This is a genomic window from Nonomuraea sp. NPDC059007 (genome assembly GCF_042740555.1).
GTDB lineage: Bacteria > Actinomycetota > Actinomycetes > Streptosporangiales > Streptosporangiaceae > Nonomuraea.
On record NZ_JBHYJD010000067.1, the window covers coordinates 18,017 to 32,449 of the forward strand.

Below are 14,433 nucleotides of genomic sequence, written 5' to 3' on the forward strand. Positions count from 1 at the left end.
CGGTTCAGGCACGGGTGGCCTCCCGGACGGCGGGGACGATTTCGGTGGCCCAGCGGCTCAGGGCCGTGGTCGCCGGGGTTCCGTCGGCGATGGGGAAGTAGGTGAAGCCCGCCGCGCCGTACTCCAGGATCGCGCTCGTGAGCTCCTCCACCCACTGCGCGACCGAGCCGCCGCGCCACCGGCCGCTCGCGTCGCGGGTGGCGGGCAGGGGCGTCGTGGTGATGCGGCCGGGCAGGTTGTAGATGGTGGCGACGTCGCGGGGGTCGCGTCCGGCCTTCTCGGCGGCCTCGTCGATCAGCGGGCGGGAGGTGGCCACACGGTCGCTGCGCCAGTCGGCGGCGTGGCCGGGGATCCAGCCGTCGGCCACCCGGCCGGTGACGGCCAGCGACTTGGGCCCCACCGAGCCCGTCCAGATGGGCGGGGTCGGGACGGCCGCCGGGATCAGGTCCTTCACCTGGTAGAACTCGCCGTCGAAGGTGACCGGCCCGCCGCCGCCGGACAGCGCGCGTACCACCGTGATGGCTTCTTCGAGCGCCCGTACGGCCTGCGCCGGAGACAGCGGCTCGACCCCCAGCTTCTCGATCTCCCGCCACAGTCCACCGGCGCCCACTCCCAGGGCGACCCGCCCGCCGGACAGCGCGGACAGGCCGGTGACGGTCCTGGCCAGCATGGGGGCGGGTCGGGCCGGGACGTTGGTGACGTTGACGGCGGCGGTGATCGTGTTCGTGCGGCCGAGGACCATGCCTATGGCGGCGTAGGCGTCCAGGCGGTCGTGGAGGTACGGGTGGTCGGAGACGGTGACCAGGTCGAGGCCCTCCCGATCGGCCTGTACGGCCTGGCTGAGCAGTTGGCCGTCGTCCAGGCCGAAACCGAACAAGGTCTTCATCGTGCCGCCTCCGCTCCGAGCAGGTCGAGGTAGGTGTCGAGGAACATTTCGCCCTTGATGCCCACGGTGGCCTCGGCGCCGAGCACGCCCGCCTCCGGCGCGTAGGAGACGCCGCCGCGCGGGCCGAGGGGCAGCACGATGGCGTCATGGGCGGGCTCGTAGGCGGTGAGGTTGGTCTGTCCGTCGATCAGGGCGCGGATGTTGGCGGCGGCCACCTCGGCGTGCCGCTGGGCGAGGCGGGCCATCTTCATCTCGGGCACGCTGGTGATGTCGCCGAGCGCGAAGATCGTGTCGCTGCCGGGCAGGCGCAGCTCGGGGGTGACGTCGAGCCGGCGGCCGGGGACGAGGTAGCCGGTGTTGGGCGTGGCGCCGTAGCAGGCGAACCAGATGTCGGCGCTCAGTTCGGCGCCCGCCCGCGTGGTCGCGGTGAACGGGGCGGCCTGGCCGGGCGCGGTCGGCGGCGGCTCGGTCAGTGCGGTGCCGAGCAGCAGTTCGACGCCGAGTGCGGCGAGCTGGCGGTGCAGTTCCGCGCGGAACTCGGCGGGGAACCCGCCGGGCATCAGTTCCGTGGCCGGATCCACGACGGTGACGTGCTTGTCCGGCCAGGCGGCCTTGATCTCCCCGGCGAACTCCAGCCCCACGGGCCCGGCGCCCAGCAGCAGCACGCGCGGGGCCCGCGAGAGCGCCTCGTGCGTGGCCCAGAGCTTGGCGCGGGCGTCCACGCTGTCGTCCACGTCGAGCTTGGCCGGGTAGGTGTGGCGCGAGCCGGTCGCCAGCACCACGAAGTCGGATGTGACCCGGTCGCCCGAGCCGAGCTCCACGGCCGAGCCGAACATCCTGACCGCCCGGTCGTGCCGGATCCGGCCCCGGGTCAGCAGGCCGTCGTACGGGATGAAAAGCCGCTCGGTCCACACCGGGTCGGTCACCGCTCGCAGTGCCGCGACGTTGTGGACGAAGGTGTCGCGGGGTTCGACGAGGGTGACGTCGGCCACGTCGTCCAGGGCCTTCGCGACGGTGATGCCCGCGTATCCGCCGCCGATCACGGTAACGGTCGCTGTCATGGTGTCCTCCAGAATGGTTCAGATTATGAACAGTTCCTATCATGAACCATAGGGGTGTTGGCAAGTGGGCTAGCCTGAGGCCTGGAGGCGAGATGACCGAGATCGACGTGACCGAGACCAGGGAGCTGGCCACGGCCCTGGTGGGTCTGTCGCACCATGTGCTGCACATGTTCAACGACATCGGCCGGGGTCATGACCTCACCGCGCAGCAGACCGAGCTGGTGTGCGCCGTGATCGTCCGGGATCGGGTGCGGATGAGCGACCTGGGCAAGATCATGCACTTGGAGAAGTCCAACCTGAGCGGGCTGGTCGACCGTACGGAGAAGCGGGGCCTGATCGTGCGCAGGCGCGATCCCGAGGACCGGCGCGTGACCTATGTCGAGCTCACCGAAGAGGGGCGCCGGGTGGCGGTGAGCACCCACTGCGAGGTCACCAGGCGGCTCAACGAGCTCGTCGCCCAGATCCCCGCCGAGGACCAGCGCAGCCTCACCGCGGTGGTCGAGAAGATCACCGAGTCCTGATATATAACAGTGCTGTTGTATCTTGGGGTGATGTTCCCTGAGATCGAGCCCTATGACCATGGCCACCTCGACACCGGTGACGGCAACCTCGTGTACTGGGAGGCCTGCGGGAACCCCGGCGGCAAGCCCGCGCTCGTCGTCCACGGCGGCCCCGGCTCCGGATGCTCACCGAACATGCGCCGCGGGTTCGACCCGGAACGGTACAACATCATCCTGTTCGACCAGCGCAACTGCGGGCGCAGCCGTCCTCTCGCCGCCGACCCCGCGACGGACCTGACCGCCAACACCACCCAGAACCTCATCGCGGACATGGAACGGCTGCGCGAGCACCTCGGCGTGGACCAGTGGCTGCTGTACGGCGGTTCGTGGGGATCCACGCTGATCCTCGCCTACGCGCAGGCGCACCCCGAGCGGGTGTCGGCGATCGTCATCGTGAGCGTCACCATGACCCGCCGCTACGAGATCGACTGGCTGTACGACGGCGTCGGCCGCTTCTTCCCCGCCCAGCGCGCCCTCTTCCGCGCGGGCGCGCCGGAAGGCGCCTCCGGCACCGTGCCCGAACTGCTGGCCGCCTACGGACGGCTCATGGCCGACCCCGATCCCGGTGTGCGGGACAAGGCCGCGATCGACTGGACGACATGGGAGGACTCGGTCATCTCCCTGGAGCCGAACGGCAAGCCGAACGCCTACTCCAACCGCCCGTCCGAGGCGCTGCTGACCTTCGCCCGGATCTGCGCCCATTACTTCTCCAACGGCGCCTGGCTGGAGGAGGGCGCCCTGCTCCGGGACGCGCCCAAGCTGGCCGGAATCCCGGGCGTGCTGATCCACGGGCGCTTCGACCTGGGGTCGCCGCTGGAGAACGCCTGGCAACTGGCCCAGGTGTGGACGGATGCCCGGGTGGTCGTGGTGGAGGACTCCGGTCACACCGGCAGCCCGACCATGCAGACGGAGGTCGTGTCCGCCCTGAACTCGTTCGCCTCCTGACCCGCGCTCAGCGGGACCGGCGGAGGGTGGCGGTGAAGGTTTCGCCGCGCAGCGCCCGTTCCACCGCGTCGATCGCGCGCGACAGGCGGACCAGGCGGGGGCCCTCCTCGCGGTACACGTCCAGGACGGCCTCCACCGCGTGCGGCGGCAGGTGCCCCTTCAGATCGACGGCGGCGCCGCGATAACCGGTGCGGGCCGCTTCGATGGCCGAGTTGACGTGGTAGGTCGCCATCCTGGCCAGCGCGATCGGGTGGCGGCGCAGCACCTCGTGCGCCCGGTAGTCGGGCGGGACGGCGTCGAGCAACCAGGCCACGGCCGAGGTCTCCCAGTCGGGCACGCTGGGTGGTCGGACCTCGGCCGGCCACTCGGGCGGGACATACATACCGCCATCGTACTCATGTTCGAGTGATCGTTCGTGGAAGCGGGTCTATACGAATAACCAAGTAAGCGCTAGCTTGCGAAGCATGCGTGTCTTGGTGACCGGCGCCTCGGGATTCGTCGGCTCGTACGCGGTCGCCGCGCTCCTCGGCGAAGGCCACGAACCCCACATTTTCGTGAGAAATCCGGAAAAGGCGGCTCGGGTCCTCCGCCGCCTCCACGTCGCCCCCGACCTCCCCGTCCACGTCGGCGACATCCGTGACGCCGGAGCCGTCCGCGCCGCCCTGTCCACCTGCGAGGCCGTCCTCCACGCCGCCGCCGACATAGGCGTCACCGGCCACGCCGCCGACCTCGACGGCGCCAACGTCGTCGGCCTGAAGAACGTCCTGGGCCAGGCCGTGGAGCTGGGCCTGGACCCGGTCGTCCACGTCTCCACGATCGCCGTCTTCGTCCCGCCCGCCGAGCCCGTCATCACCGCGCACACCCCGCTGGCCGGCCCGCGCAACGGCTACGGCCGTTCCAAGGTGAGCGGCGAGCTCCACGCCCGCGGCCTCGACGGCGTCACGATCGTCTACCCGGGCGGCGTCGCCGGCCCGCACCAGCCGACGGTCGACGCGCTCAACGAGGGGTTCCGCGCCGGTGTGGCGTTGGGCTGGCCGATGATTCCCGGCGGGGTCACCGTCCTGGACGTACGCGATCTGGCGATCTTCCTCGCCCGCTGCATGACGCCGGGAAAGGGCGCACGGCGCTACGTGATCGGCGGAAACTTCCGGACCTGGCGCCAGCTGGCCGACCTCTGCGATCGGCTCACCGGCCGCAGGGCGCGCAGGTTCCCGATCCCCGCCGCCCTCCTGCGTACCGCCGGCTCCGCCCTCGACGTCGTCAAACGCGTCAGGCACGTGCCCTACCCGCTCACCCGCGACGCCGCCGACTTCATGCTCACGCTGGTCCCGACCGACGACCGCCCCGCGCTGAACGAACTCGGCGTCACCCTCCGCCCGGTGGAAGACACCGTTTCGGATACATTGCGCTGGCTGTCGGCCGAAGGCCACCTGAACGTCCGAAGAATCGGCAGACTAGCCCCGTGACGGAGAAGATTGGGGTCGTCGGCGCCGGCATCCTGGGCCTGGCGGTGGCCAGAGAGCTCGCCCTGGTCAGGGGCGCCGAGGTCACCGTGCTCGACAAGGAGCACCAGGTGGGCGTCCACCAGACCGGCCACAACAGCGGCGTCGTGCACGCGGGCATCTACTACCCGCCGGGTTCGCTCAAGGCCCGGCTCTGCCGCGAGGGCGTGGCCATGCTCCGGGCCTACTGCGTCGAGCACGGCCTGCCGTACGAGGAGGTCGGGAAGCTTGTCGTGGCGGCGGGCCGGCACGAGCGGCCGGGACTGGCCGCGCTGGCGGCCCGCGCCAGGGAGAACGGCGTGCCCGGCATCACCGAGCTCGACGCGCTCGCGCTGCGCGAGATCGAGCCGCACGCGGTCGGGGTGGCCGCGATCCACTCGCCGCACACCGCGATCGCCGACTTCCCCGCCGTCGCCCGCCGCCTCGCCCAGGACGTGGCCGAACAAGGAGGTTCGGTACGGCTGGCGCACCCCGTCAAAGCCATCAGGGAACGGGCCGGAAAGGTCGAGGTCCTGGCCGCCAAACGCGTCTTCGCCTTCGACCGCCTGGTGGTGTGCGCGGGGCTCGGCACCGACGCGGTGGCCGCCATGGCCGGCCGGCGGGGCGACGTGCGCATCGTCCCCTTCCGCGGCGAGTACTACGCGCTGGCCGGATCGGCCAAGGACCTGGTCAGAGGCCTGATCTACCCGGTTCCCGACCCCAGGTACCCGTTCCTCGGCGTCCACCTGACCCGGCACATCGACGGCGAGGTCCTCGTCGGCCCGAACGCCGTGCTGGCCCTGGCCTACGAGGGCTACACGTGGCGCGAGGTCCGCGACGCCCGGCGCATCCTCACCTGGCCGGGCACCCTGCGCATGGCCAGGAAACACTGGCGCACCGGCGTCAAGGAGGTCTACGGCTCGCTGGTCAAGCAGGCGTTCCTCGACGCCGCCCGCCGGTACGTCCCCGCGCTGACCGCCGCCGACCTGGAGCGTGCGCACGGCGGCGTCCGTGCCCAGGCCGTCGCACGGGACGGCGCGCTGGTCGATGACTTCGTGATCGATGTCCATGGAAGAGTGGTTTTGGTGCGTAATGCACCGTCTCCTGCGGCCACGTCGAGTCTGGCCATTGCGCGGCATATCGCGGGAGTTGTTCCAGCACCCATCAGCTGAGTGCATCCTTAGGGGTGATGGAATCACGCCTGCTGATCGTCGAGGACGACCCCAACATCCTCGACCTCCTCGCCGCCAGCCTGAAGTTCGCGGGCTTCGACGTCATGACCGCCAAGGGCGGCCACGAGGCGGTCGCCGCCGTGCAACGGCACCGCCCCGACCTCATCGTGCTCGACGTCATGCTGCCCGACATGGATGGCTTCGACGTGGTGAAACGGCTGCGGAGCGGCGGTGCGGCCACTCCGGTCGTCTTCCTGACGGCGCGTGACGGCACCGAGGACAAGATCCGCGGGCTGACCCTCGGCGGCGACGACTACGTGACCAAGCCGTTCAGCCTCGAAGAGGTGATCGCGCGCATCCACGCGGTGCTCCGCCGTACCAGCGCGCAGTCGCCGCCGCCGCGGCTCACCTTCGCCGACATCGAACTCGACGAGGAGAGCCACGAGGTGTGGCGCGGCGGGCGGCTGGTGCCGCTGTCGCCGACGGAGTTCAAGCTGCTGCACTACTTCATGACCAACGCCGGACGGGTGCTGTCCAAGCCGCAGATCCTCGACCACGTCTGGGACTACGACTTCAGGGGCGAGGTCGGCATCGTGGAGTCGTACGTGTCGGTGCTCCGGCGCAAGATCGACAAGGGCAACCCGCGGCTCATCCACACCCTGCGCGGGGTCGGCTACGTCCTGCGCCTGCCACCGGGGCCCTGATGCGCGGGCTGCCACTGAGGATAAAGCTGATCGCCGCGATGCTCGCGCTGCTCGGGCTCGGGCTGACGTTCATCGGCGTGATCAGCGTCTCGGTGCTGCACCGCTACCTCATCGACCGGGTCGACGGCCAGATCGTCCTGCTCAGCCAGCGGGTTCAGAACAAGCTCCGGCACGACCAGCTGGACAAGGCGCGCAAGGGCCTGCTCATCGAGTCCGACACGATCGTCATGGTCCGGCGGCCTGATGGGCGGCTGGCGCCGCCGTACACCAATGTCAGGGAAGTCGACCTGAAGTCCAAGCCGGGGCCGACGGCGGTCGTGGGCGCGCCCGTCACCGTGCGGGCGACCAGCGGCGACGGCGAGTGGCGGGTGCTGCGCACCAACAGCCCCTACGGCGAGGCGACCGTCGCCGTCGACCTGTCCGAGGTCCGCGACATCACCCGCCGCCTGGTGCTGATCGAGTCGCTCGGCGGCGGCGGCATCCTGCTGATCCTCGCCGTGGTCGGCGTCGCGCTCGTGCGCCGCAGCCTGCGCCCGCTCAGCGTCATCGAGCGTACGGCCGGCGCCATCGCGGCAGGCGAGCTGAGCCGCCGCGTGCCCGACGGTGACCCGCGTACCGAGGTCGGCAGGCTCGCCACCGCGATCAACGGCATGCTGGCCCAGATCGAGTCCGCCTTCACCGCCCGCTCCGCCTCCGAGGCCGCCGCCCGGAGCTCGGAGGACCGCATGCGGCAGTTCGTCGGCGACGCCTCCCACGAACTGCGCACGCCGCTGACCTCCATCCTCGGCTACGCCGAGTACTCCAGGCAGAACCCCGGCGCCGACCCGGCCGAGATGATGCGGCGCGTGGAGAAGGCGGCCGGCCGCATGAGCCTGCTCGTCGACGACCTGCTGCTGCTGGCCCGCGTCGACCAGCAGCGGCCGCTGCAGATGCGGCCCGTGGACATGCTCGCGCTGGCCGCCGACGCCGTGCACGACGCCCGCATCCTCGCGCCCGGCCGCAACGTCAAGCTCGACGTCGTCGGCGACGCCGCGCTGATCGTCTCCGGCGACGAGGTACGGCTGCGCCAGGTCGTCGCCAACCTCATGTCCAACGCCCTGCACCACACCGAACCCGGCACCCCGGTCGTCGTCAGAGCGGGAGCGGGCCGGAGCACGGCGTTCGTCGAGGTGGCCGACCAGGGCCCCGGGCTCACGCCCGAGCAGGTCGAGCGGGTCTTCGAACGTTTCTACCGAGCCGACTCCGCCCGTTCCCGCCGCTCCGGCGAGGACCGGGGCAGCGGGCTCGGCCTGGCCATCGTCCGCGCGCTCGTGCACGCGCACGGCGGCAACGTGCTGGTCAGCAGCACGCCGGGCGCCGGCTCGGTCTTCAGGGTGGAACTCCCACTCGACTTGGAGTGACCCTTCAGCTTTCCCTAAGGTCGCTCGGGCACCCTGTGGCTTGTGAGTACCCCAGAGGCCCTGATCATGGTGGTGGACGACGAGCCCAGCATCAGGGATCTGCTCTCCGAGAGCCTGCGCTACGCCGGGTTCGAGGTGCTGACCGCCGCCGACGGCAGGGAAGCCGTCGAGATCGCCGAGCGCTCCTCGCCCGACCTCGTCGTGCTGGACGTGATGCTGCCCGACCTCGACGGGTTCGAGGTGGCGCGGCGGATCGAGGCGCCCGTGCTGTTCCTGACCGCCAGGGATGCCACCGACGACAAGATCACCGGGCTGGCCGTGGGCGACGACTACGTGACCAAGCCGTTCTCGCTGGAAGAGGTCCAGGCCAGGATCCGGGCGGTGCTGCGCCGTACCAGGGGAGAGATCACGCCGCCCAAGCGGCTGCAGGTCGGCGACCTCGAACTCGACGAGGAGACCCGCGAGGTGTGGCGGGGCGGGCAGAGCGTGCACCTGTCGCCCACGGAGTTCAAGCTGCTGCACTACTTCATGTCCAACGCCGGGCGGGTCGTGTCCAAGGCACAGATCCTCGACCACGTGTGGAGCTACGACTTCGGCGGCGACACCGGCGTCGTCGAGTCCTACGTGTCCTACCTGCGGCGGAAGATGGATGACACCGAGCCGCGGCTCATCCACACGCTGCGCAGCGTCGGTTACGTGCTGAGGGAGCCGTCGGCCGGTTAGCGTGTCCTCATGGAACTGGTGAGCGCGTTAGAGTCACTGCGCCGCCGGCTCGACCGCGAGCTCTTCCCGCTCGCCATCGGGCAGGCGGCGGCCGACCGGGTCGCGCTCAAGGAGCTGACCGGCCAGCTCGACGACTACCTGCTGCCGCGGCTGCGGTCGATCGACGCGCCGCTGCTGACCGTCGTCGGCGGCTCCACGGGCGCGGGCAAGTCCACGCTGGTCAACTCCCTGGCCGGCGCCGACGTCGCCGAGCCCGGCGTGCTGCGGCCGACCACGCTCGTGCCCACGCTCGCGGTCAGCCCCGCCGACCACGCCTGGTTCATGGGCCAGAACGTGCTGCCCGGACTCTCCCGCGCCACCGGCGACAGCCCCGGCGCGCTGCGCGTGGTGACGGTGGACACGCTGGTCCCCGGCCTCGCGCTGCTCGACGCGCCCGACATCGACTCCGTGGTCACCGCCAACCGGCAGCTCGCCGCCCAGCTTCTCGCCGCCGCCGACCTCTGGCTCTTCGTCACGACCGCCGCCCGCTACGCCGACGAGGTGCCCTGGAGTTTCCTGCGCTCGGCCCGCGACCGGAGTACGGCTCTCGCCGTCGTCCTCGACCGGGTCCCGCCCGAGGCCATGGCCGCGGTCTCCGCCGACCTGACCCGCCTGCTCGACGTCAACGGGCTCGCCGGGGCCAAGCTCTTCACCGTGCCGGAAGCCGTACTGCCCGACGAGAAGGCCCGGCTGCCGCAGGAGTCGGTGCGCCCGATCGTCTTCTGGCTCACCGAACTGGCCGCCGACGCCGCCGAGCGTTCCCGCATCGTGCGCCAGACGCTCTCCGGCGCGCTCGACAGCCTGGCCGCCCGCGTGCCGGCCCTCGCCGACGCCGTCGAACGCCAGCAGGAGGGCTTCACGGCCCTGCGCTCCATCGTCACCGCCGCCTACGCGGGCGGCATGGCCGACTTCGACGCCGGCATGCGGGACGGGTCGCTGCTGCGCGGCGAGGTGATGGCCCGCTGGCAGGACTTCATCGGGACCGGCGACCTGATGCGCTCCCTGGAGAGCCGGGTCGGCCGGCTGCGCGACCGGATCGCCGGCTTCTTCACCGGCAAGGCGCACACGATCCAGCTGCGCGACGCCCTGGAGAGCGGCGTCGAGGCGCTCATCAGGGGCGCCGCAGACGGGTCGGCGGAACGGGCGCTCGAAGGCTGGTCGGCGGCGCCCGGCGGCCCCGGCCTGCTCGACCGGGTCGGGGCGGTCGAGGCCGCCAGGCTGGGACGGGCCTCCTCCGCGCTGGGCGCCGCCGCGGAGAAGGCGGTGCGCGGCTGGCAGGACTACGTCCTCGACCTGGTGCGGCAGGAAGGCGCCGCCAAGCGGACCACCGCGCGGGTCGCCTCCTTCGGCGTCAACGGGGCGGGGGTGCTGCTGATGCTGGCGGTGTTCGCCTCCACCGGAGGGTTGACCGGGATCGAGGTGGGGATCGCGGGAGGGACGAGCGTACTGTCGCAGAAACTGCTGGAGGCCATCTTCGGTGACCAGGCGGTCCGTACCCTGACCACCAAGGCCAGGGAGGACCTCCGCGACCGCGTCCAGGCCCTGCTCGACGCCGAGTCCGCGCGTTTCACCGGCCTCCTGGCCGACGCCGAACCCCCTCCCGACACGGCCGGCGCCCTCAGAACCGCCGCCGCCGACATCACCGCCCACCGCCACGACCTGCCCGCCGCCGGAGGTGAGGAGGGGTGAAACTGCTGCGCCGCGGACCGTCCCTGGACGATCGGCTCAACGCCCTGCTGGAAGCGGCCGACCTGGCCGGGGGACGGCTGCCCGCCGACGTCGTCGCCGCCGCCCGGGAGGTCGCGCATCGGGCCGGCGTACGGCGGAGCCTGTCCGTCGACCACACCGTCGCCGCCCTCGCCGGAGCCACGGGCAGCGGCAAGTCGTCGCTGTTCAACGAGCTGACCGGCGCCGAACTCGCCACCGTCGGCGTCACCCGCCCCACCACCTCCACCGCCCAGGCCGCGTTGTGGGACGGCGACGGGGCCGGGCCGCTGCTCGACTGGCTGGAGATCCCCCGCCGCCACGCCGTCGCCGCCGACACCGGGCTGGCCGGGCTCGTCCTTCTCGATCTGCCCGACCACGACTCCATCGAGCTCGGTCACCGGCTGGAGGTGGACCGGCTGGTCGAGGTGGTCGACCTGCTGGTGTGGGTGCTGGACCCGCAGAAGTACGCGGACGCGGCGGTGCACGAGCGCTACCTCAGGCCGCTGGCCAGGCATCGGGAGGTGATGGTCGTGGTCCTGAACCAGATCGACCGGCTACCGCCCGCGGCCGTCTCGCGCTGCCTCGCCGACCTGCGGCGGCTCCTTGCTGACGACGGTCTGGACGGGGTGCCGGTGCTGGGGGTGTCCGCCCGCACCGGGGCCGGGCTGCCCGAGCTCCGCGGGTTGCTCGGTGAGAAGGTGGCGGCCCGGCTCTCCTGGGCCGGCCGCCTGTCCGCCGACGTCGCCACCGCCGCCGACGCGCTGGCCGTGGCCGGCGGCTCCGGTGTCGTGGAGGTTTCCGGGCGGCTTTCCGGTGGGTTGTCCAAGGCGCTCACCGGCGCGCTGAGTACCGCGGCCGGGGTGCCGCTGGTGGTCGACGCCGTGGGGAAGGCGCATCGGCATCGGGCGGTGGTGGCGACCGGGTGGCCGGTTACCCGGTGGGTCCGGCGGTTCCGGCCGGACCCGTTGCGCCGGTTGCGGATCGGGGGGTCTTCCGCCGCTGCCGAGATCGTGGGGAAGACTTCGCTGCCTGAGGCTTCTGGTGTGCAGAAGGCGCAGATGGAGACGGCGATCAGGGACGTCGGCGAGGCCGCGGCCGAGGGGTTGCCCGGGGTTTGGGCCACCTCGGTGCGGCGGGCGGCGCGGTCACGGGCGGAGGAACTGGCCGACGCTCTGGACAAGGCGGTCTCCACCACATCGCTGAGTGCCGCCCGGCGGCCTCGGTGGTGGCGGGCGGTTGGCCTTGTGCAGTGGGTGGTGTTCGCGGCGATGGTGGCCGGGGCGTTGTGGCTGGGCGTTCTCTTCGGGCTCGGCTACCTGCGGCTGCCCGAGCCGCCGACGCCCACGGCGCTGGAGGTGCCGTGGCCTACGGTGCTCCTGCTGGGGGGCGCGCTGGCCGGGGTGCTGGTGGCGTTGTTGTCCCGGGTGGCGGCGTGGATCGGCGGGCGGCGGCGGGCCCGCAGAACCGCCAAGGCGTTGCGCGCGGCGGTGGGAGAGGTGGCCAGGACCGCCGTCCTCGACCCGGTAATCACCGAACTCGACCGCTACACCGCCTTCACCACCGCCCTGACCCAAGCCCGCCAGTAAGCCACCCACCCGGCACACGACACCCACCCGGACCACGTGACCGGGCCCTACCCGGCTCACGTGACGGGCTGTGGCGCGGCGTGGCCTGAGGCGGGATCGCGGTGCCCCGGCCTGGGCTATGCGGGCGGCTCGCCTCGGCCCCCCGAGACCCGCGTCACGAGTCCGCCCAGGGTCGGTGACAGGGGTCTCGGGGTCTCCGGCTGGTTGTGTGACTGGGCCGGGCATTGTGGCGGGGTGGCTTTCCCCGGGGGTCGAGGTGGTTAGCGGGGGGTGAAGGCGATGGGCATGTGTTTGATGCCGTTGATGAAGTCCGAGCGCATCCGACGCACCGGGCCCGTGTGGGCCGCGGCCGGGAAGCGGCGGACGAGTTCGCGGATCATGCAGGTGATCTGCAGCCTGGCCAGGTTGGCGCCGAGGCAGAAGTGGGGGCCGCCGCCGCCGAACGTCACGTGGTCGTTGGGTGTGCGCCGCAGGTCGAGGAGGTGGGCGTCGGGGAAGACGGCCTCGTCGTGGTTGGCGGAGGCGTAGAAGGTGACGACCTTTTCGCCTTCCCGGATCGGCCGGCCGGAGATCTCGGTGTCGGCGGTGGCGGTGCGGCGGAAGTTGTGGATGGACGAGCCCCAGCGCAGGAACTCCTCGGTCGCGCTGCGCCACAACGCCTCGTCGCCGAGTCCGGCGGAGAGTTCGCGGTAGGCGGCGGGGTGGTCGATGAGGGCCTTCATGGCGTGGGAGATGAGGTTGCGGGTGGTCTCGTTGCCCGCGACACAGAGGATGACGAAGAAGGAGTCGATCTCCTCCCTGGTCAGCCGGTCGCCGTCCACCTCGGCCTGGACCAGCGCGGTCAGGATGTCCTCGCGTGGCCTGGTGCGGCGCTCGTCCACGAGGGCGTCGCAGTAGGCGAAGATCTCGGCCGCGGCGATCTCGCCGTCCTCCGGGCTGGTGCGGAAGTCGGGGTCCTGGAAGCCGACCATGCGGTTCGACCAGTCGAAGATCAGGTGGTGGTCGCTCTCCGGGACGCCGATGAGGTCGCAGATCATCCGCAGCGGCAGATACTCGGCGACGTCGGTGACGAACTCGACCTCGCCGCCGCGTTCCAGCACGTCGTCGGCGATCCGCTCGGCTCTCGCCTGTACGGTCGCGGCCAGCTTGCCGATCATCTTCGGCGTGAACCCGGCGCTGACCAGCCGCCGGTAGCGGGTCTGCTTCGGCGGGTCCATGTTGAGCAGGGTCAGCTTGGCGATCTCGATGAACTCGGGCGTCTGCGTCCTGATGAACGTGGTGCCCAGTTCGGTGGACCACGTCTTGGCGTCGCGGCTGATGGCCTTCACGTCGTGGTAGCGGGTGACCGCCCAGAAGCCGGTGTCGCCGGGGACGTCGTGCCAGTAGACGGGCGCGTTGCGGCGCAGGTAGGCGAACTGGTCGTGGGGGACGTGGCGTTCCCAGGTGTTCTCGAGCAGGTCGATGCGCATCGGGCTCCCTTGTGGCGCGGGTTCGGGGCCTGGTTTCCGGTACGGCGGTGCCGTACCGGATGAGGGGGTCAGAAGCCGAGCAGGTCGCGCAGGGCGAGCACCACGGCCGCCCGCTCCACGGCGGGCGGGTCGAGGCGGTGCTGTACCGCGCAACCGATCAGTAACCCGAGCACGGCCACGGCGGTCTGCTCAGGGGATCGCCTGAGTGGTACGCCCGCGGCCGCCGCCCAGTCGGACAGCCCCTCGGCTAGTCGGGCACGGATGTCGGCGTAGCGCCTGGCCAGCGGTTCGCCGATGTGGGGATCGCGCGCGCCGTGCAGCCACAGCTCCAGTTCGAGAAGGAGCCATGCCGCACCGCGATCCGGTTCGTCACGGGTGAGGACGTCGAAGAGGGCGGCCAGCCGGTCGTCGAGTTCGGTGATCTCCTCGAATCCGGCGAGCAGGTCGGCCGCGGTCTGGTTCTTCCACACCTCCAGCAGGGCGAGCAGGAGGCCTTCCTTGCCGCCGAAGTGGTTGTAGAGGGCGCCGGTGGTCCGGTCGGCGGCTTCGGCCACCGCTTCGGCGGAGACGGCGTGGAACCCCTTTCTGGCGAAGAGGTCGGCGGCGGCGTCGATCAGCCGGGTACGGGTCTCGGCCCGCCGCTGATCCTGGGTCGCCACGCCGACACCTCCAGTATATCGGGGTTCCGATATATATCTCC

At 71.4% G+C, this 14,433-nt stretch carries 14 protein-coding genes; 9 read left to right on the forward strand and 5 right to left on the reverse strand.

What is annotated here, in order from left to right:
* Window positions 1-4 precede the first annotated feature (4 nt).
* Window positions 5-886 (reverse strand): LLM class flavin-dependent oxidoreductase, encoded by an 882-nt coding sequence (locus ACFWY5_RS52325; RefSeq protein WP_379618294.1) that lies wholly within the window; start codon window positions 884-886, stop codon window positions 5-7.
* Window positions 883-1,947 (reverse strand): NAD(P)/FAD-dependent oxidoreductase, encoded by a 1,065-nt coding sequence (locus ACFWY5_RS52330; protein WP_379639525.1) that lies wholly within the window; start codon window positions 1,945-1,947, stop codon window positions 883-885. The genes ACFWY5_RS52325 and ACFWY5_RS52330 overlap by 4 nt, the downstream gene beginning before the upstream one ends.
* A gap of 92 nt (window positions 1,948-2,039) precedes the next feature.
* Between ACFWY5_RS52330 and ACFWY5_RS52335 the strand changes: the two genes are divergently transcribed.
* The gene (locus ACFWY5_RS52335) at window positions 2,040-2,468 is read left to right on the forward strand and encodes a MarR family winged helix-turn-helix transcriptional regulator (protein WP_379618298.1); all 429 of its coding nucleotides are present in this window, start codon (window positions 2,040-2,042) and stop codon (window positions 2,466-2,468) included.
* A gap of 30 nt (window positions 2,469-2,498) precedes the next feature.
* Window positions 2,499-3,452, forward strand: coding sequence for a prolyl aminopeptidase (gene pip, locus ACFWY5_RS52340; protein WP_379639526.1), 954 nt, complete (start codon window positions 2,499-2,501; stop codon window positions 3,450-3,452).
* Between the two features lie 7 nt (window positions 3,453-3,459).
* Here the strand turns inward: pip and ACFWY5_RS52345 are convergent, their stop codons facing one another.
* Window positions 3,460-3,834 carry a hypothetical protein gene (locus ACFWY5_RS52345; RefSeq protein WP_379618302.1) on the reverse strand — a complete coding sequence of 125 codons (375 nt, stop codon included), beginning with the start codon at window positions 3,832-3,834 and terminating at the stop codon, window positions 3,460-3,462.
* An 82-nt stretch (window positions 3,835-3,916) separates the two neighbouring features.
* Here ACFWY5_RS52345 and ACFWY5_RS52350 point away from each other — a divergent pair, with 82 nt between their 5' ends.
* From ACFWY5_RS52350 to ACFWY5_RS52380, 7 genes are all read left to right on the forward strand, one after another.
* Complete coding sequence (locus ACFWY5_RS52350; protein ID WP_379639527.1) at window positions 3,917-4,918, forward strand: NAD-dependent epimerase/dehydratase family protein; 1,002 nt, start codon at window positions 3,917-3,919, stop codon at window positions 4,916-4,918.
* Window positions 4,915-6,105: an L-2-hydroxyglutarate oxidase gene (gene lhgO, locus ACFWY5_RS52355; protein WP_379639528.1), complete on the forward strand. Its 1,191-nt coding sequence runs from the start codon at window positions 4,915-4,917 to the stop codon at window positions 6,103-6,105. Before ACFWY5_RS52350 ends, lhgO begins: the two co-directional genes overlap by 4 nt.
* Before the next feature lie 17 nt (window positions 6,106-6,122).
* Window positions 6,123-6,809, forward strand: a complete 687-nt coding sequence (locus tag ACFWY5_RS52360; protein ID WP_379618308.1) for a response regulator transcription factor — start codon at window positions 6,123-6,125, stop codon at window positions 6,807-6,809.
* Entirely contained in the window at window positions 6,809-8,209 is a 1,401-nt protein-coding gene (locus tag ACFWY5_RS52365; protein WP_379618310.1) for a sensor histidine kinase, read from the forward strand. The genes ACFWY5_RS52360 and ACFWY5_RS52365 overlap by 1 nt, the downstream gene beginning before the upstream one ends.
* A gap of 66 nt (window positions 8,210-8,275) precedes the next feature.
* Window positions 8,276-8,932 carry a response regulator transcription factor gene (locus tag ACFWY5_RS52370; RefSeq protein ID WP_184972393.1) on the forward strand — a complete coding sequence of 219 codons (657 nt, stop codon included), beginning with the start codon at window positions 8,276-8,278 and terminating at the stop codon, window positions 8,930-8,932.
* Window positions 8,933-8,941: 9 nt separating this feature from the next.
* Complete coding sequence (locus tag ACFWY5_RS52375; protein ID WP_379639529.1) at window positions 8,942-10,660, forward strand: ABC transporter; 1,719 nt, start codon at window positions 8,942-8,944, stop codon at window positions 10,658-10,660.
* Window positions 10,657-12,264, forward strand: a complete 1,608-nt coding sequence (locus tag ACFWY5_RS52380; protein WP_379618314.1) for a GTPase — start codon at window positions 10,657-10,659, stop codon at window positions 12,262-12,264. Before ACFWY5_RS52375 ends, ACFWY5_RS52380 begins: the two co-directional genes overlap by 4 nt.
* Window positions 12,265-12,524: 260 nt before the next feature.
* Here the strand turns inward: ACFWY5_RS52380 and ACFWY5_RS52385 are convergent, their stop codons facing one another.
* The gene (locus ACFWY5_RS52385; RefSeq protein ID WP_379618316.1) at window positions 12,525-13,733 is read right to left on the reverse strand and encodes a cytochrome P450; all 1,209 of its coding nucleotides are present in this window, start codon (window positions 13,731-13,733) and stop codon (window positions 12,525-12,527) included.
* Window positions 13,734-13,801: 68 nt separating this feature from the next.
* Window positions 13,802-14,392 (reverse strand): TetR/AcrR family transcriptional regulator, encoded by a 591-nt coding sequence (locus ACFWY5_RS52390; protein ID WP_379618318.1) that lies wholly within the window; start codon window positions 14,390-14,392, stop codon window positions 13,802-13,804.
* Window positions 14,393-14,433 lie beyond the last annotated feature (41 nt).

Excerpts from the sequence above, each read along its gene's own strand:
- ACFWY5_RS52325 (WP_379618294.1), bottom strand. The coding sequence starts at position 886 with ATGAAGACCTTGTTCGGTTTCGGCCTGGACGACGGCCAACTGCTCAGC.
- ACFWY5_RS52330 (WP_379639525.1), bottom strand. The coding sequence starts at position 1,947 with ATGACAGCGACCGTTACCGTGATCGGCGGCGGATACGCGGGCATCACC.
- ACFWY5_RS52335 (WP_379618298.1), top strand. The coding sequence starts at position 2,040 with ATGACCGAGATCGACGTGACCGAGACCAGGGAGCTGGCCACGGCCCTG.
- pip (WP_379639526.1), top strand. The coding sequence starts at position 2,499 with ATGTTCCCTGAGATCGAGCCCTATGACCATGGCCACCTCGACACCGGT.
- ACFWY5_RS52345 (WP_379618302.1), bottom strand. The coding sequence starts at position 3,834 with ATGTATGTCCCGCCCGAGTGGCCGGCCGAGGTCCGACCACCCAGCGTG.
- ACFWY5_RS52350 (WP_379639527.1), top strand. The coding sequence starts at position 3,917 with ATGCGTGTCTTGGTGACCGGCGCCTCGGGATTCGTCGGCTCGTACGCG.
- ACFWY5_RS52360 (WP_379618308.1), top strand. The coding sequence starts at position 6,123 with ATGGAATCACGCCTGCTGATCGTCGAGGACGACCCCAACATCCTCGAC.
- ACFWY5_RS52365 (WP_379618310.1), top strand. The coding sequence starts at position 6,809 with ATGCGCGGGCTGCCACTGAGGATAAAGCTGATCGCCGCGATGCTCGCG.
- ACFWY5_RS52370 (WP_184972393.1), top strand. The coding sequence starts at position 8,276 with ATGGTGGTGGACGACGAGCCCAGCATCAGGGATCTGCTCTCCGAGAGC.
- ACFWY5_RS52375 (WP_379639529.1), top strand. The coding sequence starts at position 8,942 with ATGGAACTGGTGAGCGCGTTAGAGTCACTGCGCCGCCGGCTCGACCGC.
- ACFWY5_RS52385 (WP_379618316.1), bottom strand. The coding sequence starts at position 13,733 with ATGCGCATCGACCTGCTCGAGAACACCTGGGAACGCCACGTCCCCCAC.